Origin of the sequence: Lujinxingia vulgaris, assembly GCF_007997005.1 — a bacterium.
In the GTDB taxonomy this organism is placed as follows: Bacteria; Myxococcota_A; Bradymonadia; order Bradymonadales; family Bradymonadaceae; genus Lujinxingia.
Window position 1 is genome coordinate 39288 of the sequence record NZ_VOSL01000060.1, and the last position, 19902, is coordinate 59189.

Genomic DNA, 19902 nt, shown 5'->3' on the forward strand with positions numbered 1-19902 from the left:
GCCGGGCCCCCCGGACGCTGCAACCTCCGGCCCCGAAGCCCCACACGCCAACGCCCCGATGAGCAAGCTCATCGGGGCGTTGGCGTGTCACAAGTGTGGATCGGTGACCGGACTCAGCGAAGTGGCGGGGATTGCCGCTGCTCCAGCACTTTGGCCACCTTGACCTTCAGCTCTTCAAAGTCGAAGGGCTTATCGATGTAATCATCGGCACCAAAAAGCGGGCTGGTCAGCTCGTTATTGGTCGGGCCGATGCCGGTGAGCATGATGATCGCGGTGTGCTCGTAAATATCGTGCTGACGCACGTACTTGCACACCTCCCAACCGGTGAGCTCGGGCATCATCACGTCGAGCACCACCAGGTTGGGGCGATGCTCAATGATCTTCTCCAGCGCATCGGCTCCGTCGACGCTCTCCAGAAGATCGCAGTCACGACGCGAAAAGTGCGCCTTGAGCATCCCGCGCAGCTCACTGTCGTCATCGGCCAGAAGGATCAGCGGGCGCTCACGGGTGGTGGGCGCACCAAAGGGCAGATCTTCATCGGCGATCGCGTCGATCGACTCTGCTGCGCTCTTCTCGTTGGGGTCCATGCATATACCTCGGAATCGTGATCTCGATGGGTCTATCAGGGGGCAGGGGCAATCCTACACACATCGCCTCGACCTGCCACCGAAAACACCGGCCGAATTCACTCGCCGCTGGCCTCATCGGGCTGCGCCTGACTGGAGGCTTCAAAGGCCTCCACGCGCTCACGCGCCCGCGGGGTCTCATCGAGGAACTCATCGAAGAGCACCCGCGCCAGCTCCCGCTTGTCGATCCCTTCGGGGGCCACCTTCATATCGAGCTGGCAGAGCGAGATATCAAAGCGCGAGCTCTTGACCGTCTCTTTATCCAGCCCGAACTCCCGCATCGCCTTCTCGAGCTCGTGGGTCTGCATGTTGAAGCGACCGGCGACTTCGCGCAGAGACTGCTGACGGAAGTTGTTATTCTCGGTGATCCCGCAGTGGTAGGCGCAGAAGACCTCAAAGGGGGTCAGCTCCACCGGCCCCCGGCGCGACTCCTGAGCAGCCGAAAGGTCGACCACCGGCTCCCGCCCGCCGAGCTTGCTCTCGGGGGTCTTGAGCTTGCGCACCGGCGTCTTACGACGCTGGCGCCGCTTGCCGGAGCTGCGGTTTCGGCTCTTGCGCCGCGAGCTTCCACGGGAGCGCCGCGAGCTCTGGCGACGGTTCTTGCTCTTACCCCGGCCCCGGCTCTTCTTCTTGCCGCCGGAGGGCTTGGAGCCTCCCTCAGATCCACCCGACTCGTTTTTCGCGTTGTTCTGGGTGTTCTGGTTGGAGCCTTTGCTGCTGCGCGAGCGCCGGCGACGGCGACGGCGGCGGCGCTTACTGCTGCCACCACCTTCGGGGTTGTTATCCTGGGCGCTCTGGTTGGCCTCTTCGCTCATCCTCTCCTCGGTGCTGAGCCTGAAAGGTCACTGACGATCGCTGCCCGGGGACCTCGGCGCCGCCTGCTGGCAGCCCGTCCCACGCGCATCGATCTGGCGGTATGTCGCTCGTTTGGTACCTGCTCGCCGGTGGGGTCGCTCGCGCCGCGACGCGCGGCGTGACAACCTTCCCCGGATCTTTATCGTGCCGCGGACCGTCGTGATCCGGCACTCGCGTCGACGTCCCACAAGGATGCCGGACGGTCGGAGCGCGCTCTCCTCATCGACCCTGGAGACACGGGCTCCCTGGTCCTCAATGTACTCACCGATGCCGAGTCACCACGCCATCCTGGCAAAACGCCCGGGATGATGGGCGCTGACCGCTGCTGCGGGACGCGCTCTCCGATCGTGCTCGGTGCCCTGTTGGTTTCGGGGTCAAGCCGCGCACGGAATAGCGTCGCGCGCCAGCTCTCCTCGACACTCTAGCGCATCTGAATTAGGCTGACAACTCCCCGCAAAGTTCGTACCACTGCTGCGGTCCCCGCTCGCTACGAGCCCTCTCGATACGTCTTACGGTGTGCCCAACGCGCGTCTCGGCGCCCCAGCTCTCCGCCCACGTCCTATGCGCCAACCCCATCTTCCAACCCTGATGCCACCTGCCGCACGCCGGCTTCGATGGCTGGTTGTTGGCTTAAGCCTGTTCTGGGGCACCGGATGCAACCTGGCCATCGACCTGGAAGATTATCCCTACACCGCGCTTTCACCCGATACCGACCTCCCCGCCGACACCGGCGCCGACGCTCCGGCTGAAGACACCGAGCTTGCAGACACGCCCGACGCTCCCGTCGGGCAACCCGCGCTGGCCTTCTCCGAGCTGATGATCCGCGTGGAGCCCCCGCCTGGCGAGTCTCAGGAGCTGGGCGAATACGTCGAGATCGTCAACCTGGGCGACGCCCCCATCGATCCGCGCGGCGTGGTGATCGAGATCCTCGAGACCAACGAGCGCATCGAGATCGACCGCCTGCTCGACTCCCCCAAAGAGCGCGCCGTGGTCGAGGCCCTGGAGCCCATCGCCCCCGGGGAGCGTTTTCTCTTCTACCGCCGCGCCAACGACCATTACGTCATCGAAGAGATCCTCGATCCTGCGGCCTCCTACGAGTACGGCCGCTGGAGCCGACCGGTGGGCCTGTCGAACTTCACCCGCTCCATGCGCCTGATCGAGCTGGAGGGGGAGTTCGGCTTTGTGATCCACGACGAGGTCGCCTGGCGCGAAGGCGCGCTGGTCGACCCGGATGGCGAGATCGGAGCCGGGCGCGAGCTACGCGAAAACGTCGCCTTCGGGCTGCGCCCTGGCGAGCGCTCGGGCCGCGAGCCCACCGCCTGGTGCTACCACCGCGAATTGCTCTCCGAGGGCCCGCTCTTCGGATCGCCGGGCCAGCCCACCCCGGCGAGCTGCCGCTGACCTCGTCTCTGACTCCAACTTAGCGCGGCGTTCGGGCTCATCCCTTGAGCTGAGCGCGAATGCGCTCCACAACCTCCGAATACGAGGTGTTCTGCACAACCTGCGTCATCAGGTCGGTGTACTTCTCCACAAGGTCAGTGCGCCCCTCCCCGCGGTAATGCTCCAGGATCTCGTGCAGACGCACGTAGGTGCGCTCGCTGTTCACAAAGTACTCCGCGGCCTTCACCGTTGCCTCAATGCCGGCGCGGCTGACCGAGGGTTGGCGCGCCTGAAAGACAAACTCGCGCCCCTCACTGTTGACGATCCCCACGGTCGCCTCAGCCCATGCCTTGGAGGACTCCCGGGCGTCATCGCTGTTGAGCAACCCCTGGATGGCAAACTGCGAGAACGCGATCGAGCTGAGCGAGGGGTAGTCGTGCGCCAGGTGCTGGCGCAGCCCGTTGAAGAGCGCGTCGATCGTGCCCACGCCCTGCCCCTCGACCTCCACCGGGTTCTCCTCGCGCTGGGCGAGCTGAAAGCGCATCAGGCACTCCCCGCGGCTTAAGTCTTCTTCCAGGCTGTACGCTTTGACCGCCAGGGTGAGGTAGTTCTCCTGGAGAATCTCGCGCATCAGACTGACCATCTTCTCTTGATCGAACGCCATCGTTGCTCCTTTTCGACGGGTAGGACGTTTTATCTTCGGGAGGTCATACGTTAAGGTAGCGAAGCTGCTTAAGACAGGATGCGACGCTTCGTAATGCTTGTAACGCGTCCATCGTTGCCGCACATCCTCCGGCCTTTTAACGGGCCGCCTGCCGGGAGTCTTCCTGATGGTCGCACCTTACTCGACGTCGCCTCATCGCGAGCCGGTGGTCCAAGAGTCCTCCACCTACCTCACAGACGCGGAGGCGGCCTCCTTATGCACGATCTTCTTTGAGGGCCTGGAGAGCGGCATGAGCTACGCGCGCATCATCGACATGATGGAGCGCCAGGGCTACGACGGCAAAATGGTTCGCCGGATGCGCCACTCCCTGATGGAGCGCGGCGACATGCTCGGCGAAGCCTTTGCCCGCTACGGCCTGCTCGACTCCACCGCCCGAAAGCTCATCCTGGTGGCTGAGGAACAGGGTAAGCTTCCGCGCACCTTTCGCCACCTGGCCAAGCATTACGGTAAACGCGCCAGGCGCCGAAAAAAGCTCGTCTTCTCCTTTGCCGAGCCGGTGCTCCTGGTGGTGCTGGGCCTCTTCATCGCCATGACCCTTTTCACCGCGGATCTTGGCGAGATCACCATGCGCCACGACACCTGGACGGTGATCGGCGAGCTGATGATGGGAGGCCTGCTGCAGGGCGCGATCTTTTTGCTGGTCGTGGGTTTCGGGGCGTACGTCTACCTCAACCTCCCGGTCGATCTGAGCCTGCGCAGCTTCGGCTACCGCCTGTGGCTGGCCGTCCCGATCTTAAACCGCGCCAGCCTCTTCAACACCTACTCGGTGTTCTGCCGCTACACCGAACAATCGATCTCCAGCGGTCTGACCGTGCATAAGGCGCTGGAGCTGGCGGCGGAGGCCTCCAACAACTCCGATATTGAGCGCAAGATCCCGATCGCCCAGGACGTCATCGAGCAGGGGGGGAGCCTGGCCAAGGGCTTCTATATGATGAAGGTCTTGCCCGACGACATCCTGGAGAACGTCGACGTGGGTGAGGAGACCGGTCGCCTGGAGGAGCGCCTGGCGTCGCTGGCCGAGCGTTACGAAGAGCGAGCCGATGAGGCCTTTGAGGCGCTGATGGCGACCTTCGTGTACGGCGCGCGCATGATGATCGCCGCGGCGATCATCGGCACGCTGCTGCTGACGTTGACCACGCAGTTCAAAGACACCTTCATGGTCTAGGCCGTTGAGGTCAGGCCAGATCCTGGCCTTCAAAGGACAGGCCTGGCGAGCCGGGTCTTCAGGCATGAAAAAACGCGCAGCCGGAGCTCCGGCTGCGCGTTTTTTATTCGGAAAACCTCCGCGGCGTACTCACCGCAGGGCTCGGACTTACTCGTTGCAGCCCTCCGAGCGCAGCGGAATCTGGCGAATCGCGCGCACCGCCCGCACATCGCCCGTGATCGCCTGGGCGTGGGCCACAAGCTCATGGAGCTGTTTTGTATCGAGCGGCCGGTCAATCGCCGCCACCTCGTAGGCAAACCCGTAGTCGGGGAAGTCGCGGTGCGAGGAGCGCAGGTTGTTGAGCCCCGCCTCAAAGATCGCGTCATCGACGGCCTTCTTGGTGCCGCGCTGATCGCTGTGAATCACCGTGAGGATCGTACACGCCCCGTCGGTCTCCACCCCGATGGTCTGGCCGGGGCTGAACACACAGTCGCGCACAAGGCCCTGCTCCAAAAAGAGCTGGGTGGTGTTGGCCACATGCTGGGCGATGCGCGGTTGCGCCTCCTCGGTGGCCGCCCCGATATGGGGGGTGGTGACCACGCTGGCGAACTCCGCGTAGGGGTTCGACCAGGGATCATCGCTGCTGCCGGGCTCCTCCGGGAACACATCGACCGCCGCGCGGCGCACATGCCCCTCTTCGACCGCGCGCTTGAGATCCTCGGGGTTGTACAAAAAGCCGCGCGCCGCGTTGATGAAGATGCGCGGGCTCGACGGCTCACGGTCCGCCCCGAAGTTGGACAGATGCTCGTAGCTGAGCATGTCGCGGTTGCTGCGCCCGCGATGATCTTCGGCGCCCACATGCACGGTGACCACATCCGCCACGCGGAAAGCCTCCGAGAGCGTCGCGCAGCTCGTCCATCCCAGCGCCATGCCCACCTCCCGGGCCAGCTCGCGGGTGTCATAGAAGAAGACACGCATGCCAAAGGCCTCGGCCACCTGGGCGACCTGCTTGCCGATGTTGCCCAGCCCGATGATCGCCAGGTTCTTACCCTTGAGCTCGTAGCGCTCCTTGCTGTTCTTGGTCCACAGATGACTGCGACCGTCGCGATCCGCATCAAAGATGCGCCGCGCCAGGCAGATCATCTCGCCCAACACCATCTCCACCACCGAGCGCCCGTTGCTCACCGGGTCGTTCATCACCAGCACGCCCTCACGCGCGCAGGCCTCCCGATCCACCGAGTCGTCGCCGATGCAGCAGAGCATCACCGCGGCCAGATGTTTGGACGCCTTGAGCACGCGCTCGTTCACCTCAAAGCGGCTGCGCTTAAAGAGCAGGTCATGCTGCCCCTCCTCCAGGATACGCACGACCTCGTCCTCGTTGAGCGTGACCGACTCATCGAGGCGCTCCACCTCAATGCCCATCGCCGTGAGGTAACGGTCGAGCGAGGGGTGGGGATTTTCCAGAATCAGCGCTTTTTTGAAGTGGTCGCGCAACATGCGCACATCGTGCTGCTCAGACATCTTGGACCTTCTCGGGATATGAACATCACCGGGGCGCCACGAAACACGCCCCCTGCGACAGGTCAGGGGGCGCAACGGCGCACCGCTCAGGGTGCCAGGGGTTGGATCGCTCGCCAGTGGCGAGTCGATGCCCCATTAAAAGACAACATTCTCAACGTATTCCCCAAACGCCTCGCGCAGGGTGTCGGCGACCTCTCCCAGGGTCACCTTATGCACGACGGCGTCCACGATGCGGGGCATCAGGTTGTCGCCGCTGCGAGCGGCCCTGGCCAGCTCCTCGCAGCAACGCTCGACCTCCGAGGCCGCCCGTGACGCTTTGAGCTCGCGCAGCCGCGCGACCTGGGAGCGCTCCACCTCCGGATCGATCTGATGGATCGCCACCGGCGCCTCCTCCTCGGCCTTGTAGCGGTTGACCCCCACGATGACTTGTTCGCCGCGCTCCTGAGCGAGCTGGGCCTGGTAGGCGGCCTCCTGAATCTCACTCTGCGGAAAGCCGGCCTCAATGGCCTGCACCGCCCCGCCGATCTCATCGTAGCGGGCGATGTAGTCGCGCGCGCCCTCCTCGATCGCGTCGGTCAGCGACTCCACGGCGTAACTTCCGGCCAGCGGGTCGACGATCTCGGCCACGCCCGTCTCATGCGCGATGACCTGCTGGGTGCGCAGCGCCATCAGCGCCGACGCCTCGGTGGGAAGCCCCAGGGCCTCATCCCAGGAGTTGGTGTGCAGAGACTGCGTGCCGCCCATCACCGACGCCAGCGCCTGCATCGCCACGCGCACGATGTTGACCTGGGGTTGCTGCGCGGTCAGCGTCGAGCCGGCCGTCTGGCTGTGAAAACGAAGCCGCATCGAGCTCTCTTTCTTCGCCCCGAAACGCTCCTTCATGATGCGCGCCCACAGCCGGCGCGCCGCGCGGAACTTCGCGACCTCTTCGATGAAGTTATTATGCACATTGAAGAAAAACGAGAGGCGCCCGGCGAACTCATCGACATCGAGCCCGGCGGCCTGGGCGGCCTCCACGTACGCGATGCCGTTGGCCAGCGTAAACCCGACCTCCTGCACCGCCGTGCTGCCCGCCTCGCGGATGTGGTAGCCGGAGATGCTCACCGTGTTCCATTTGGGCACCTCGGCCTGACAGAAGCCGAAGATGTCGGTGATGATGCGCATGCTCGGGCGCGGCGGGTAGATGTAGGTGCCGCGGGCGATGTACTCCTTGAGCACATCGTTCTGGATCGTGCCGCGCAGCTTTGCCCGGTCGATGCCACGCTTGTCGGCCACCGCCACATAGAGGGCCAGCAGCGTCGAGGCGGTGGCGTTGATGGTCATCGAGGTCGAGATCTTATCGAGGGGCAGCTGATCGAGCAGCACCTCCATATCGGCGATGGAGTCGATCGCCACGCCCACCTTGCCGACCTCCCCACGGGCCCGGGGGCTGTCGGAGTCGTAGCCCATCTGCGTGGGCAGATCGAAGGCCACCGAAAGCCCGGTGGTCCCCTGCGAGAGCAGGTAACGGTAGCGCTCGTTGGACTGGGCGGCGTCGCCAAAGCCGGCGTACTGACGCATCGTCCAGAGCCGACCGCGGTACATCGTCGGCTGCACCCCGCGGGTGAAGGGGTAACTTCCCGGAAAACCCAGGTCGTTTAAGAAGTCCTGGCCGCGCTGATGCTGCGGCCCGTACACCGCCTCAACCTCCTCGCCATCGCTGCGCACAAAACGCTCGCGACGCTCGCCAAAGCGCTCCAGCAGCGGCTCCAGGACCTCATTGCGCCAGCGGGCGTCGGCCTCTTGCAGCGCCTCCCAGAACTCCTTGTCGCGTGACTCCTCGCTCATGCTCACTCCCGCGGCGCGCTTAACGCAGACGCCCGCTCTCTCTCATTGCACATCGTCGATGCGGACCAGCACGTCTCCGATCTCCACGGCCTGTCCCGCGCTCACTGCGACCTCGGTGACCACACCGGGGCGGTGGGCTTTGAGGTCGTTCTCCATCTTCATCGCCTCAACGATGACCACCGTCTCGCCAGGTGCAACCTCCTGGCCCACTTCAACGGCAATCGCCACGACCTTGCCGGCCATCGGACTCTTAAGCTCCGGGCTGTCGGAGCCGCGCGCGCCCACACCGGCGGCCTTCATGCGCTTCTGGCGCTCGTTGAGCACCTCCACGGCGTGGGTCTCGCCATCGATCTGCACCTCATAGACCGTATCATCGCGCAGCACATCGGCCTCAATGACGCGATCCCCGGTCAGAAGGCTCAGCCCGGCGGCGTCGGCCTCAAAGGCGCTGACTTCAAACGACTCACCCTCTGGCGAGGTGACGCGGTAGAGGTCCGCCTGGAGGGTCTCAACCTGCCAGGCGCGCTCCTCGTCGCCCTGGCCTACAAAATAATGCACTCGCTCGCTCATGCTCTCATCCTCAATCGTTCGCAACGGTGTCGTGGAGGTAGTGGCGCGTCCGGGGGTTCAACGCCCCAACGCGCGCATCCGACCGAGCTCTTTCCAGCGGCTGCCAGGCCCGCTCTTCGCGGCGCCTGCGCCACCCTGCACGCCGGCGCCCTGGCTCAAGGCCTCATCGCGGCGATGGGCGCTGAGCACGGCCACAAGCTCCGCATCAAGCTGGTAGCGCGGCACAGGCTTTTCGCGCTCTTTGAGCCAGCGCGGCACAAAATCCGTGGTGTACTCCCCGCGCACAAAGTCGGGGTGGTCGAGCACCTCGCGGTGAAACGCGATGTTGGTGGCGATCCCGCCGACCACATACTCCGAGAGCGCGCGGCGCATGCGCTCGATGGCGTGCTGGCGATCTTCGCCCCAGGTGATGAGCTTGGCGATCATCGGGTCGTAATGCACCGTGACCTCCCCGCCCTCATACACGCCGCCGTCTTCGCGCACACCCGGGCCCGACGGCGTCTTCAGCACGTGCAGCGGCCCCGGCGAAGGCATGAAGTTGTTCTCGGGATCTTCGGCGTAGATGCGGCACTCCACCGCCGCACCGCGGCGCGTGACCTGGCTCTGCTCGAAGTCCAACGGGTGGCCGGCGGCGATATGCACCTGCCAGCGCACCAGGTCCAGCCCGGTGATCATCTCGGTGATAGGGTGCTCGACCTGAAGACGGGTGTTCATCTCCAGGAAGTAGAAGTCGCCGTTGGCGTCGAGCAAAAACTCCACGGTGCCCGCGCCGATGTAATCGACGGCGCGCGCCGCATCACAGGCCACCTGGCCCATGCGCTGGCGCGTCTCTTCTTTGAGCACCGGGCACGGCGTCTCTTCAATGATCTTCTGGTGGCGACGCTGCACCGAGCAGTCGCGCTCAAAAAGATGCACGACGTTGCCGTGACCGTCGGCCAGCACCTGAATCTCCACGTGGCGCGGGTTGAGCACGTACTTCTCAACGTACACATCACCATTGCCAAAGGCGCTCAGCGCTTCGCGCCTCGCCCCTTCAAAGGACTGCACAAACTCCGCCGGATCGTCGACCCGGCGCATGCCCTTACCGCCGCCGCCGGCCGAGGCCTTCACCAGCACCGGAAAGCCCATCTTCTCGGCGATCGCCAGGGCTTCGGCCGCATCTTCGACGGCGTCTTTGGTGCCCGGCACAAGCGGGACCCCGGCCTTCTCCATCAGCTGACGGGCCCGGGTCTTCTCGCCCATCGCCTCAATGGCATAGGGTTTGGGGCCGATGAAGGTGATGCCGGCAGCCTCACAGGCGCGGGCGAAGTCGGCGTTTTCGCTCAAGAATCCGTAACCGGGATGAATGGCCTCGGCGCCGCTCTTTCTGGCGACGTCCAGGATCACCTCCGCGCGCAGGTAACTCTCAGCGCTGGGGGCCGGCCCCACACAGTAGGCCTCATCGGCCATACGCACATGTAGCGCCTTGCGGTCGGCCTCCGAGTACACCGCCACCGTCGCGATCCCCATCTCGCGCAGGCTGCGCATCACTCGAACCGCGATCTCGCCACGGTTGGCGATCAACACCTTCTTAAACATCGCTCCTCCTGGGACTCAAACCACCGGCTTTTCACCGACCTTATAAGCGCGGCGACGTTATCAAAGCCCTCAGGCGTGGTCTAGCCGTCTGAAGCGCTGTGGCGAAGGCATAAAAAAGAGGCCCGCGCAGCGGACCTCTTTCATGTGAAATCGTTTGAAATCTCGGGGGGCTTACCCCTCATCACCCTCATCGAGGTCGCCGGCGGCGACCGGGCCGTTGGGGGCCAGCGCCTCGTGGAGATCGCGCTCCATCATGGCCAGCTTGAGGCGAGTCTCTTCGTCGGCGCCCAGGGCAAATTTGAGCTCATGGGTGTCTTCTTCACCGAGCCCGTGCAACATGCGCAACACCTTCTCCTCCTGTGGCGAGAGCACATCGAGCCGGGTATCGCTCTTGGAGCGCGAGGTCTCGGTGGTCGTGACGACCGAACCGCTCTGCTGTTTTTTTGTAGGGTTACTCAACTCTCATTCCTCCACCGAATCATCATAAGCCAGGTTTAGCTCGGCGCAGACCGAGTAACCCATGCATCTCACGTCGACAAACAACAACGGCCTACGGCGTCCCTGCAGCTATGTTATAAGGGGCGGGCCGATCTCGGGCAAATTTTTCCCGGAATTTCTCAACGTGCCATCTGCTGGAGCTTGAAGAATGGCGCGATCCGGGCATGGTGATGCCCGCGATGTTGACGAGACTCTTTTTCCCTGAGGCAAGCTATGACCACGCTCATCGACGAGCTTTTGACCCGCTACGCCGAGCACCTCGACACCCGCGCGATCGTGCTCCAGAAAGACGCCATCGCCGAGGGTGTGCGCCAGATGCAGGCGCATCTTCCCGAGGGCACCTGGCTTGTGGCCTTTGATGAAAACACCTGGGAGGTGGCCGGCAAGACGCTGGCCGCCGAGCTCGACCGCCTCGGACAAGCCTGGGAGCGCTTTGAGGTGACGCCGCCCGAGGGCGAAGCGGTGCCGCGCTGCGACGATGAGGCGATCGCCGCCTACCAGGCCGCGCTTGGCGAGCACGGCGCGGTGGCCGGTGTGGCCGTGGGTGCCGGCACGATCAACGACATCGTCAAGCAGGCCTGCTTCAACGTCGACCTTTATATGGCGTGCGTGGCGACCTCCCCGAGCATGAACGGCTACACCTCGGGCATCGCCGCGGTGCTCTCCGAGGGCGTCAAGACCACCATCCCCTGCCGCGCACCGCGGGTGGTGGTGGCCGACCTCGATGTGTTGGCCGAGTCGCCTTACCGCATGATCTGCAGCGGGCTGGGGGATTTGATGTCGAAGCCGGTCTCCAACGCCGACTGGCAGCTCTCGGCCTGGCTCAACGGGACCTTCCACTCCGCGGAGGCCATGGAGATCATCGAAGCCGGCGCGAAGCTCCTCGACGGGGTGGCGCCGAAGTTGCCCTCCCGCGACCGCCAGGCTGTGGGCGATCTGAGCGCCAGCCTGATGCTCAGCGGCCTGGCGATGAGCGTGGCCGGCTCCTCAAGCCCGGCCTCCGGTGGCGAGCACCTGATCAGCCACTTCATCGACATGACCTCCATCGCCTTTGATGAGCCGCATGACTTTCACGGCTGCCAGGTGGGCGTGGGCACGTTGACCACGGCGTATCTCTACGAGCAGCTGATGGCGATGGACCCGGACACCATCGATGTGGAGGCGCGTGTGGCCGCCCTCCAACCCTGGGAGGACTACGCCGCTCTGCTCAAAGAGCGCTTCGGACCGCTTTATGAGGCCGTGGTCAAACACGCCGAAAAAGCCTACCCCTCCGCCGACGAGCTGCGCGCCCGCCTCACCACCTTGAAGTCACAGTGGTCGGTGCTGCGCCAGAAGGTGGGCTCGACGCTGCGCACCTGCAACTCGCTTGAAGAGGAGCTCGTGGAGGCCAAATGCCCGGTGCGTTTTGCCGATCTGGACGTGGCGCGCGAGCGGGCCTGGCGCGCGGTGGCGCACTCCAAAGACATTCGCAACCGCTACACGATTCTGCATCTGGCCTGGGAACTCGGCACACTGGATGCCTGGACCGATAAGGCCATCGACCGCCTCTACGACTCGCAGATCTTTTGATCGTACCGGGCTGCGGTGAGACTAAAAAAGAGCCCCGGCCGCGCGAGCGGCCGGGGCTCTTTTATGAGCAAAATCAAGCGCTTAACATCATAACCTAGAACATAAACGAAAGTACCGCGCTCAAGATGCAGCAGCCCAAAAGCACCACCACCACCGCGCCCACAAAGAGCATCAGGCGCTTTTTGTTCTCCGGATCTTCGGTCAGGCGAGCCAGGTTCTCCGGGAGCTGCGCCGAGAGCCCCTGCGACGGCGTGGGGGTGAGGGCCGGCGCATCGGTGGAGGCAGCAGGCGCGTCGTCGACGGTGGTCTGCGGCGAGCTCTGCCGACGATCTTCAGCGGTCTCGGAGGCAGACTCAGACGCAGAAGAAGGCTGCGACGAGGAGGTCGATGGCACGCTCGGACCGGTGTTGGAGAGGTCGACCGGCGACATCTCCAGCTCGGTGGCGGCCAGCGGGTCGGGGAGGTCGCGAACGTCCCACTCCCCGGGCTCATCCGAAGGCGCACCTTTGGGGAGCGACTCCATCGGTCCGGTGGGCTGGGTGGGAAGCGGGCCCTGATCGTCGGCGCGCTCCTCAGGTTCATCGCTTGCCGGCGTGGGGCGCGTGAGCGCGGGCATCGCCTGGGTGGGGCCGGTGGCGAAGTCGTTATCATCCGCGTCTTCCAACGCCTGCCCGGTGTCGCCCGCGTCCGAAAGGTCGGCCTCCCCCTCGTGACGCGCGGCGTCGGGTTGAGGAAGTCGCACCGGCTCCATCACCTCGGTCGGCGCCATCTCGGGAGCAGGACCGGCGCCGGCCGGCGGCTCTTCTTCCGACGCCCGCTCCTCGCCCCGACCCGCGGGACGAGCCTCGGCGATACGCTTTTGCAGCTCCTGAGGATCGATCGCGGCCATGCCCAGCATGGTCTTCTTCTGATCGATCTGCAGCTTATGGCCGCAATGCCCGCAATGGCGCGCGTTATCATCAACCTCTTTGCCGCAGTTCGGGCAGATGTTCATAGAGAGCTCCAACAGGGCACCTGAGTGCGCCCGGGGGGATTCAATAGCCAGGGCTAAAACGACACGGGGACGACAACCTCAAAGGCCGTCGTCCCCGCGAGCATCCGCAGGGGCCGGGGTGTTGTCAACCCGCGGCCCGGTCGACTCTCAGCAAGAGTAGTCGCCTTCGATGAGAATCGAGTTGTTGTTCTCGTTGCACTCGTTGCGCGAACCGGTGCCGTTCACATCATCAACCACCGCGATGATGTCGTAGCTGCCGGAGGGCAGGCTCAGACCCACACGCACGCGCTCCGACTGCCCGGGCTCCAGCCCCTGGGTGGTGTAGCCGGTGGTCAGGTACTCACGGCTGCCATTGCGATCCACATAGAAGCTCACCGCCATGTCCGGTCCCACGTTGACCGCGCCGGAGTTGGTCACCCACACGCTCACGGCCATCGCACAACCGTCGGCGCTCACCTCGGGCGCCTCGGCCAGAAGATCGGGCGCCGCCTGCGGGTCGATCGTGGTCAGGCTGTTGAGGCGGAAGGTGTTGTGGTCGCGGTAGCTCGGCTCGGGCTCGGCGGGGATGGAGCCATCTTCGTTAACGTTATTGATGCTGTAGGCGTGCTGGTTCCAGATGCGGCGGGTGGCCACCCAGTTGTCGTTGGCGTCAGCGAAGACACGAAGCCCGGCGGTACCCGGCGTGCAGGTGATCTGGTCACCGCACTCAAAGTCGTTGGTCGCCACCACGATGTTGGCGGTGCCGTCGTTGTCGACGTCCACAATGACCGGGTTCTCCAGAGCGGTGAACGAGGGGTTCTCCGCCTCAAAGAGCACCTGGCCGGTGGGTCCGTCGTAGACGCGCAAGAAAAGCTCATCGTTGTAGACGACCTCCGCGCGGCCATCGCCGTTGAAGTCAAAGACGCTGGAGCCGGTCACGTTGCTGGACTGATCCTGCGTGGTGCGCTCCCACAGACGCGCCTCACTGTAGGTGGGGGTGTTGTCGGCGCCGGGGAGACCGTAATCCACGCGCAGCGCGACGTATTTGGTGCTGCCGGCGACGCCGATCTCGTTGCGCCCGTCACCGGTAAAGTCGGCAATGGTCGGCGCGCCCAGACGACCCGCGCCCACGTTGACCGGGCCCCAGACCAGGGTGCCGGTGCGACCATCGTGAATACGCACGGTACCGTCGCTCACCACGACGATCTCGGGGAAGCCACTGCCGTTGAAATCCGCCACGGCCGGGAAACCGTCGGCCAGCGGGCTCTCCCACAACTTCTGCCCGTCGTGCGTGAAGACGGCGTTGCCGGTGATGATCTCCTGGGTGCGCGTACCCACCGGGGAGTCGTCGAGAAGATCGAGGTCGGCGACCACGCTCAAGGGGCCGAGGTCGCGGTTGGTGCCCAGAGTATCGGTGGCGCTCAGACCGGGGGCCTCGCGACCATCCCACATCACGCGGCCCTGGTTATCATAGACCACCGAGCCGACCACGATCTCGGGCTCACCGTCGCCATCAATATCGGCGATGGAGGGGCCGCCCCACCAGTTGTTAAGCGTCGGCGAGACGTCGTCGGAGATCCACAGGATCTCGCCCTCATTGGAGAGCGCCGCAAAGCCCAGGTGCCCGAAGCTCTGGTAATCGAAGAGCGCGGCGATGATCTCGGACTTGCCATCATTGTTGATATCGCCCACGGCCACGCTGGCGGCCGGCTGAAACCCGACGCTGACGCGGTAGTCGGCAGGCGACTTGCCGCGGAAGGCTTCGATCTCGCGATAGCCCACGCTCCAGAGGTGGCTGCCATCATCGCCACTGACCGCACGCAACACACCGGTGACGAGCGTGTCCCAGCTGCTGACCTCGTTGGTCAGGAAGGTCGTAAAGATGACCTCCGGGATGTCCTGCTCGTTGATGATGCCGTCATCGTTGTCGTCGGTGAGGTTGGCCACCGCCGGCGTCATCATGACCTGGTTGATGGCGTGGCCGGCAAACGCATCGGCGCTCCCGTGACCGTCGTAGGTGGTGTAGGGGATGGCGCCCTCCACGCGGAAGGACCAGGTCTCATCGGGCACAAACGTGTCACCGCGCTCACCGTACACGCACTGCGGGTTGACCGGACGATCGTCGCGACGGTCCACATCCGGGTCGACCGGGTCAATGGGGTCGGTGCCCGTGTCGGTATCGGCGTCGTCGCCCGTGTCCGTATCCGTGTCGGGATCGTTGCCCGTATCGGTATCTTCGCCGCCATCGGGATCGTTGGGATCGAGCGGGTCATCGCCGGTGTCTTCATCGATGTTGCCGTTGGGATCTTCGGCGCAGAAGCCCGCGCTGCATACCAGCCCCGGGCCGCAGTCCTCATCGATCTGGCAGGGGCTGCCCTGGCCAATGCCGCCGGTTACCGGATCTTCGCCGCAGGCCGCAGCGCCCAGCGCCAGCGCACCCATCGCGCCGCCGATCATCCACCTGGTGAATCGCTCTTTCATCGCATCCCTCAAGCTATCGTTGGCCGGCCCCTGCCGGGAGCCCGCACATATGACCTTATGAAACGAATTCGCCGACTTATTAGTGAATCGGCGGCCTCAATTCAAGTGCTATCACACACTGTCGCACACCTGCCTCGCCAGCCCAAGATCCAAAGAAAACCGCCCCCGACGCGGGCGCGTCGGGGACGGCTTTTTGACGTCAGCGCCGACTCACCATCACCTGGTGCGTCGCCGCATCAACCTCACTGCCCCTTAAAGAGGCGACGCAGCACCATGTGGAGGATGCCGCCGTTGCGGTAGTAGTCGACCTCCACCGGGGTATCGATGCGCACCTTGGCGTTGAAGCTGGTGGTCGCACCGGTCTCGGGGTGGGTCGCCTTCACCGGCACCGTGGAGAGCGGCTTGAGGTCATCGCTGAGTTCAATGTCGAACCTCTCCTCGCCAGTCAGACCCAGCGACTCGTGGCTCTGACCTTCCTCAAACTGCAGGGGCAACACGCCCATGCCGATGAGGTTGGAGCGGTGGATGCGCTCGTAGCTCTCGGCGATGACCGCGCGAACGCCCAGCAGGAAGGTGCCCTTGGCAGCCCAGTCGCGGCTTGAGCCCATGCCGTAGTCGTTGCCGGCGAGCACCACCAGCGGGATGCCGTGCTTCTGGTACTTCACCGCGGCGTCGTAGATGAAGCAGACTTCGCCCTTCTTCGGATCGACGTCGCTCTCGTAGTTCAGACCGTCAAACGGACCGGCCGGCGTCTCGTCGGGACCGTAATAGGTGGTGTAGCCACCCTCGGTGCCCGGCGCGATCTGGTTGCGGATGCGGATGTTGCCAAAGGTTCCGCGCGTCATCACCTGATCGTTGCCGCGGCGCGAGCCGAAGCTGTTGAACATGCCGCGCTCGATGCCGCGGGCCAGCAGGTAGCGACCCGCCGGGCTGTCGACGGCGATGGCGCCGGCCGGGCTGATGTGGTCGGTCGTGATCGACTGACCCAGCTTGGCCAGCACGCGCGCGCCCTTGATCGAGGTGATCGCCGGAGCATCTTCGGGCATGTCCACAAAGAAGGGCGGCTCCTGGATGTAGGTCGACTCTTCCGACCAGGAGTAGACCTTGCCGGTGGGCGCCTCCAGCGACTTCCAGGCTTCGGGGCCTTCAAAGACGTTGGCGTACTGCTTGGTGAACTGCTCCTTGCTCACCGCCTGCGCGATGGCCTCGTCGACCTCCTGGTTCGAGGGCCAGATGTCTTTGAGGAAGACATCGTTGCCATCGCGGTCCTGGGCGATCGGATCTTTGTAGAGGTCGATGTTGACGTTACCGGCCAGCGCGTAGGCCACGACCAGGGGCGGCGAGGCCAGGTAGTTGGCGCGGGTATGCGGGCTGATGCGGCCTTCGAAGTTACGGTTACCGCTGAGCACCGAGGCGGCCACAAGATCACCCTTAACGATGGAGTCGCGGATGGGGTCGGGAAGCGGACCGGAGTTACCGATGCAGGTCGTGCAGCCGTAGCCCACCGTGTAGAAGCCCACCGCTTCGAGGTGCTCCTGAAGACCGGCCTTCTCGTAGTAGTCGGTGACCACGCGGGAGCCCGGCGCCAGCGAGGTCTTGACCCAGGGCTTGGCCTTGATGCCCAGCTCGTTGGCCTTCTTGGCCAGCAGGCCGGCGGCCATCATGACTTTGGGGTTCGAGGTGTTGGTGCAGCTGGTGATCGCCGCGATCACCACCGCGCCCTCTTCCAGATCGAAGGTCACGTCCTGAAAAGTCGTCTCGACCGGCGGCGTCTTACCCGGCTCTTTGTCGAAGGTCTTCTCCAGCGCCAGGTTGAACTCGCCCTTCATGTCGCTCAGAAGGATGCGGTCCTGCGGGCGCTTCGGGCCGGCCAGCGAGGGCTGAACCTCGCCGAGATCCAGGCTGACGTCCTGAGAGTAGACCACGCCGGCGTCATCGTTGCGCCAGAGGCCGTTGAACTGGGTGTAGGCTTTGACGCGCTCGATCGTCTCGGCGTCGCGGCCGGTGAGCTCCATGTACTCAAGCGTCTTCTCGTCGACCGGGAAGAAGCCCATCGTCGCACCGTACTCCGGCGCCATGTTGGCGATGGTGGCGCGGTCCGAGAGGCTGAGCTCATCGAGGCCCGGGCCGTAGAACTCGACGAACTTCCCGACGACGCCCTGCTTGCGCAGGATCTCGGTGACCGTGAGCACCAGGTCGGTGGCGGTGGCGCCTTCGGCCAGGCTGCCGGTGAGCTTAAAGCCCACCACTTCGGGGATCAGCATGTAGATGGGCTGACCGAGCATGCAGGCCTCGGCCTCAATGCCGCCCACGCCCCAGCCCATCACGCCCAGGCCGTTGATCATGGTGGTGTGCGAGTCGGTGCCCACCAGCGAGTCGGGGTAGGCCACCTTCTCGCCATCCTGCTCCTGGGTGAGCACGCCGTCGGCCAGGTACTCCAGGTTGACCTGGTGCACGATGCCCGTCTCCGGCGGCACGACCGAAAAGTTATCAAAGGCCTGCTGGCCCCACTTGAGGAACTCGTAGCGCTCCTGGTTGCGGGCAAACTCGCGCTCGGCGTTGATCGCGATGGCACGCGCGCTGCCGAAGGCGTCGACCTGCACCGAGTGGTCGATCACCAGATCGACGCGCGCCAGCGGGTTGACCTGGCTGACGTCGCCGCCCATGCGCTCCATCGCGCTGCGCAGCGCGGCGAGGTCGACCACCGCCGGAACGCCGGTGAAGTCCTGCAACACCACGCGGCCCGGGTTAAAGGGGATCTCCTGCTCGCCCACATTCTTGGCGTCGTAGCCGGCCAGCGCCTTGACGTGCTCCTCGGTGACCACGTGGTCGTCGAAGTTGCGCAGGCAGCTCTCCAGCAAAATTTTGATGGAATAAGGCAGCTTGTCGACGTGCCCGATCCCTTTGTCCTTGAGCGCGTCCAGGCGGTAGGCGGTGTAGGTGCCCGCGCTGGTCTCAAAGCTGCTCTTTGCGCCGAAACGATCCGAATTCGTCATGGGAAATCCTCTGCGGTTAGCGTTGCGATTTCTGCTCGTCTACCAGTCATTTACGTCAAGCAGGATGCTAAGAACGGCGAGCAGATAAGTAAAATTGATTCACTCTATACTTTCGATTAATCCTGCCTATGACGCCCGAGAGCGCTCTTGAATCTACGGCACCCCACACGCCCTTCTGCACCAGGTGCCCCTTCAATCTGAGGAGAACGATGGAGCTGAGCCATTTACGCACCTTTTTGATGCTGGCAAACGAAGGCCATATGACCCGCGCCGCCGCTCGCCTGCACCTGACCCAGCCGGCGGTCAGCGCTCAGCTCGCGCGCCTGGAGGAGTCGCTGGGCCAGCGCCTCTTCGACCGCACCTCCTCGGGGCTGGTGCTCACGCAGTCCGGCGAGACGTTTTTGCCCTATGCCCAGGAGGCGCTCTCAAGGCTGGAGGATGCGCGAAGCGCGCTAGATCAGCTCAGCGGGCTGCAGCGCGGCGCCCTCTCGATCGGGGGTGGCGCCACGGCGACGACCTTCTTGCTGCCGCCCCTTCTGGCAAGGTTTCACGAGGCCAACCCGGCGATTCGTTTCTTTGTGCGCGAGCAACCCTCTCAGTCGGTGGTCGAGGATGTGCTCTCCGGCGTGCTCGACCTTGGGGTGGTGACCCTGCCGGTGCGTCAGCCCAGTGGCGACAGCGGCGCGGGCAAGCTGCACGTCGAGCAGTGGATCGATGATGAGCTGCGCCTGCTCGTGCCGCCGCGTTTTGAGCTCAGCCGCCAGCGCGACTTCGGGTGGGAGGATCTGGCGGGCGTCCCCCTGGTGCTCTTTGAAGCGGGCTCCGCGGTGCGAAACCTCATCGACGCGCGCATTCTGGAGGCCGGCGTCGACGCCGACATCGTGATGGAGCTGCGCTCGATCGAGTCGCTTAAACAGATGGTCGCCCAGGGGATCGGCGCGGCCTTTGTCAGCCAGCACGCGCTCACCGGCAGCGAGCATGGGTTGATGGCCCGGGCCAACCCGCTGCGACGCACGCTGGCGGTCTGCTACCGCAGCGATCGCACGCTTCCCGCCGCAGCCCAGGCCTTTCTGGATCTGATGCGCCAGAGCAGCCTGCTGGCCCGGGGCGAAGACGGCCCATCCGGGGCACGCACCTCCACCCCGGATCGGGCCTAAACT

At 64.6% G+C, this 19902-nt stretch carries 15 protein-coding genes; 4 read left to right on the plus strand and 11 right to left on the minus strand.

Annotated elements, in window-relative coordinates:
* Positions 1-113: 113 nt before the first annotated feature.
* The gene (locus FRC96_RS15705; protein WP_146975819.1) at positions 114-587 is read right to left on the minus strand and encodes a response regulator; all 474 of its coding nucleotides are present in this window, start codon (positions 585-587) and stop codon (positions 114-116) included.
* A 98-nt stretch (positions 588-685) separates the two neighbouring features.
* Entirely contained in the window at positions 686-1441 is a 756-nt protein-coding gene (locus FRC96_RS15710) for a hypothetical protein (RefSeq protein ID WP_146975821.1), read from the minus strand.
* Between the two features lie 628 nt (positions 1442-2069).
* Here FRC96_RS15710 and FRC96_RS15715 point away from each other — a divergent pair.
* Entirely contained in the window at positions 2070-2882 is an 813-nt protein-coding gene (locus FRC96_RS15715; RefSeq protein ID WP_146975823.1) for a hypothetical protein, read from the plus strand.
* 37 nt (positions 2883-2919) lie between these two features.
* Here FRC96_RS15715 and FRC96_RS15720 read toward each other — a convergent pair whose 3' ends face one another.
* Positions 2920-3525 (minus strand): alpha-isopropylmalate synthase regulatory domain-containing protein, encoded by a 606-nt coding sequence (locus tag FRC96_RS15720; RefSeq protein ID WP_146975825.1) that lies wholly within the window; start codon positions 3523-3525, stop codon positions 2920-2922.
* A gap of 166 nt (positions 3526-3691) precedes the next feature.
* On the opposite strand from FRC96_RS15720, the gene FRC96_RS15725 reads away from it, so the two are divergent.
* A complete protein-coding gene (locus tag FRC96_RS15725) occupies positions 3692-4750 on the plus strand; it encodes a type II secretion system F family protein (protein ID WP_146975827.1) in 1059 nt (352 codons plus the stop codon).
* A 147-nt stretch (positions 4751-4897) separates the two neighbouring features.
* On the opposite strand, the gene FRC96_RS15730 is transcribed toward FRC96_RS15725, so the two are convergent.
* The 5 genes from FRC96_RS15730 to FRC96_RS15750 form a co-directional block, all read right to left on the minus strand.
* On the minus strand, positions 4898-6250 hold the full coding sequence (locus FRC96_RS15730; RefSeq protein WP_146975829.1) for an NAD(P)-dependent oxidoreductase: 1353 nt from the start codon (positions 6248-6250) through the stop codon (positions 4898-4900).
* A gap of 135 nt (positions 6251-6385) precedes the next feature.
* The gene (locus tag FRC96_RS15735) at positions 6386-8077 is read right to left on the minus strand and encodes an acyl-CoA mutase large subunit family protein (RefSeq protein ID WP_146975830.1); all 1692 of its coding nucleotides are present in this window, start codon (positions 8075-8077) and stop codon (positions 6386-6388) included.
* Between the two features lie 42 nt (positions 8078-8119).
* Positions 8120-8647 (minus strand): acetyl-CoA carboxylase biotin carboxyl carrier protein subunit, encoded by a 528-nt coding sequence (locus FRC96_RS15740; RefSeq protein ID WP_146975832.1) that lies wholly within the window; start codon positions 8645-8647, stop codon positions 8120-8122.
* 57 nt (positions 8648-8704) lie between these two features.
* Positions 8705-10225, minus strand: coding sequence for an acetyl-CoA carboxylase biotin carboxylase subunit (accC, locus tag FRC96_RS15745; protein WP_146975834.1), 1521 nt, complete (start codon positions 10223-10225; stop codon positions 8705-8707).
* A gap of 171 nt (positions 10226-10396) precedes the next feature.
* The gene (locus FRC96_RS15750) at positions 10397-10684 is read right to left on the minus strand and encodes a hypothetical protein (RefSeq protein WP_146975835.1); all 288 of its coding nucleotides are present in this window, start codon (positions 10682-10684) and stop codon (positions 10397-10399) included.
* Positions 10685-10936: 252 nt separating this feature from the next.
* On the opposite strand from FRC96_RS15750, the gene FRC96_RS15755 reads away from it, so the two are divergent.
* A complete protein-coding gene (locus tag FRC96_RS15755) occupies positions 10937-12292 on the plus strand; it encodes an iron-containing alcohol dehydrogenase (protein ID WP_146975837.1) in 1356 nt (451 codons plus the stop codon).
* A 94-nt stretch (positions 12293-12386) separates the two neighbouring features.
* On the opposite strand, the gene FRC96_RS15760 is transcribed toward FRC96_RS15755, so the two are convergent.
* From FRC96_RS15760 to acnA, 3 genes are all read right to left on the minus strand, one after another.
* Entirely contained in the window at positions 12387-13286 is a 900-nt protein-coding gene (locus tag FRC96_RS15760; RefSeq protein WP_146975838.1) for a zinc-ribbon domain-containing protein, read from the minus strand.
* A gap of 147 nt (positions 13287-13433) precedes the next feature.
* Positions 13434-15746, minus strand: a complete 2313-nt coding sequence (locus FRC96_RS15765) for an FG-GAP-like repeat-containing protein (RefSeq protein WP_146975840.1) — start codon at positions 15744-15746, stop codon at positions 13434-13436.
* A 242-nt stretch (positions 15747-15988) separates the two neighbouring features.
* Entirely contained in the window at positions 15989-18742 is a 2754-nt protein-coding gene (acnA, locus tag FRC96_RS15770) for an aconitate hydratase AcnA (RefSeq protein WP_146975842.1), read from the minus strand.
* Positions 18743-18951: 209 nt separating this feature from the next.
* Between acnA and FRC96_RS15775 the strand changes: the two genes are divergently transcribed.
* Positions 18952-19899 (plus strand): LysR family transcriptional regulator, encoded by a 948-nt coding sequence (locus FRC96_RS15775; RefSeq protein WP_230470317.1) that lies wholly within the window; start codon positions 18952-18954, stop codon positions 19897-19899.
* Positions 19900-19902: the final 3 nt, after the last annotated feature.

Bases quoted from the DNA above. Each gene is read 5' to 3' on its own strand.
- FRC96_RS15755 (WP_146975837.1), top strand. From the start codon at position 10,937: ATGACCACGCTCATCGACGAGCTTTTGACCCGCTACGCCGAGCACCTC.
- FRC96_RS15740 (WP_146975832.1), bottom strand. From the start codon at position 8,647: ATGAGCGAGCGAGTGCATTATTTTGTAGGCCAGGGCGACGAGGAGCGC.
- acnA (WP_146975842.1), bottom strand. From the start codon at position 18,742: ATGACGAATTCGGATCGTTTCGGCGCAAAGAGCAGCTTTGAGACCAGC.
- FRC96_RS15735 (WP_146975830.1), bottom strand. From the start codon at position 8,077: ATGAGCGAGGAGTCACGCGACAAGGAGTTCTGGGAGGCGCTGCAAGAG.
- FRC96_RS15725 (WP_146975827.1), top strand. From the start codon at position 3,692: ATGGTCGCACCTTACTCGACGTCGCCTCATCGCGAGCCGGTGGTCCAA.
- accC (WP_146975834.1), bottom strand. From the start codon at position 10,225: ATGTTTAAGAAGGTGTTGATCGCCAACCGTGGCGAGATCGCGGTTCGA.
- FRC96_RS15710 (WP_146975821.1), bottom strand. From the start codon at position 1,441: ATGAGCGAAGAGGCCAACCAGAGCGCCCAGGATAACAACCCCGAAGGT.
- FRC96_RS15730 (WP_146975829.1), bottom strand. From the start codon at position 6,250: ATGTCTGAGCAGCACGATGTGCGCATGTTGCGCGACCACTTCAAAAAA.
- FRC96_RS15705 (WP_146975819.1), bottom strand. From the start codon at position 587: ATGGACCCCAACGAGAAGAGCGCAGCAGAGTCGATCGACGCGATCGCC.
- FRC96_RS15720 (WP_146975825.1), bottom strand. From the start codon at position 3,525: ATGGCGTTCGATCAAGAGAAGATGGTCAGTCTGATGCGCGAGATTCTC.
- FRC96_RS15765 (WP_146975840.1), bottom strand. From the start codon at position 15,746: ATGAAAGAGCGATTCACCAGGTGGATGATCGGCGGCGCGATGGGTGCG.
- FRC96_RS15715 (WP_146975823.1), top strand. From the start codon at position 2,070: ATGCCACCTGCCGCACGCCGGCTTCGATGGCTGGTTGTTGGCTTAAGC.
- FRC96_RS15760 (WP_146975838.1), bottom strand. From the start codon at position 13,286: ATGAACATCTGCCCGAACTGCGGCAAAGAGGTTGATGATAACGCGCGC.
- FRC96_RS15775 (WP_230470317.1), top strand. From the start codon at position 18,952: ATGGAGCTGAGCCATTTACGCACCTTTTTGATGCTGGCAAACGAAGGC.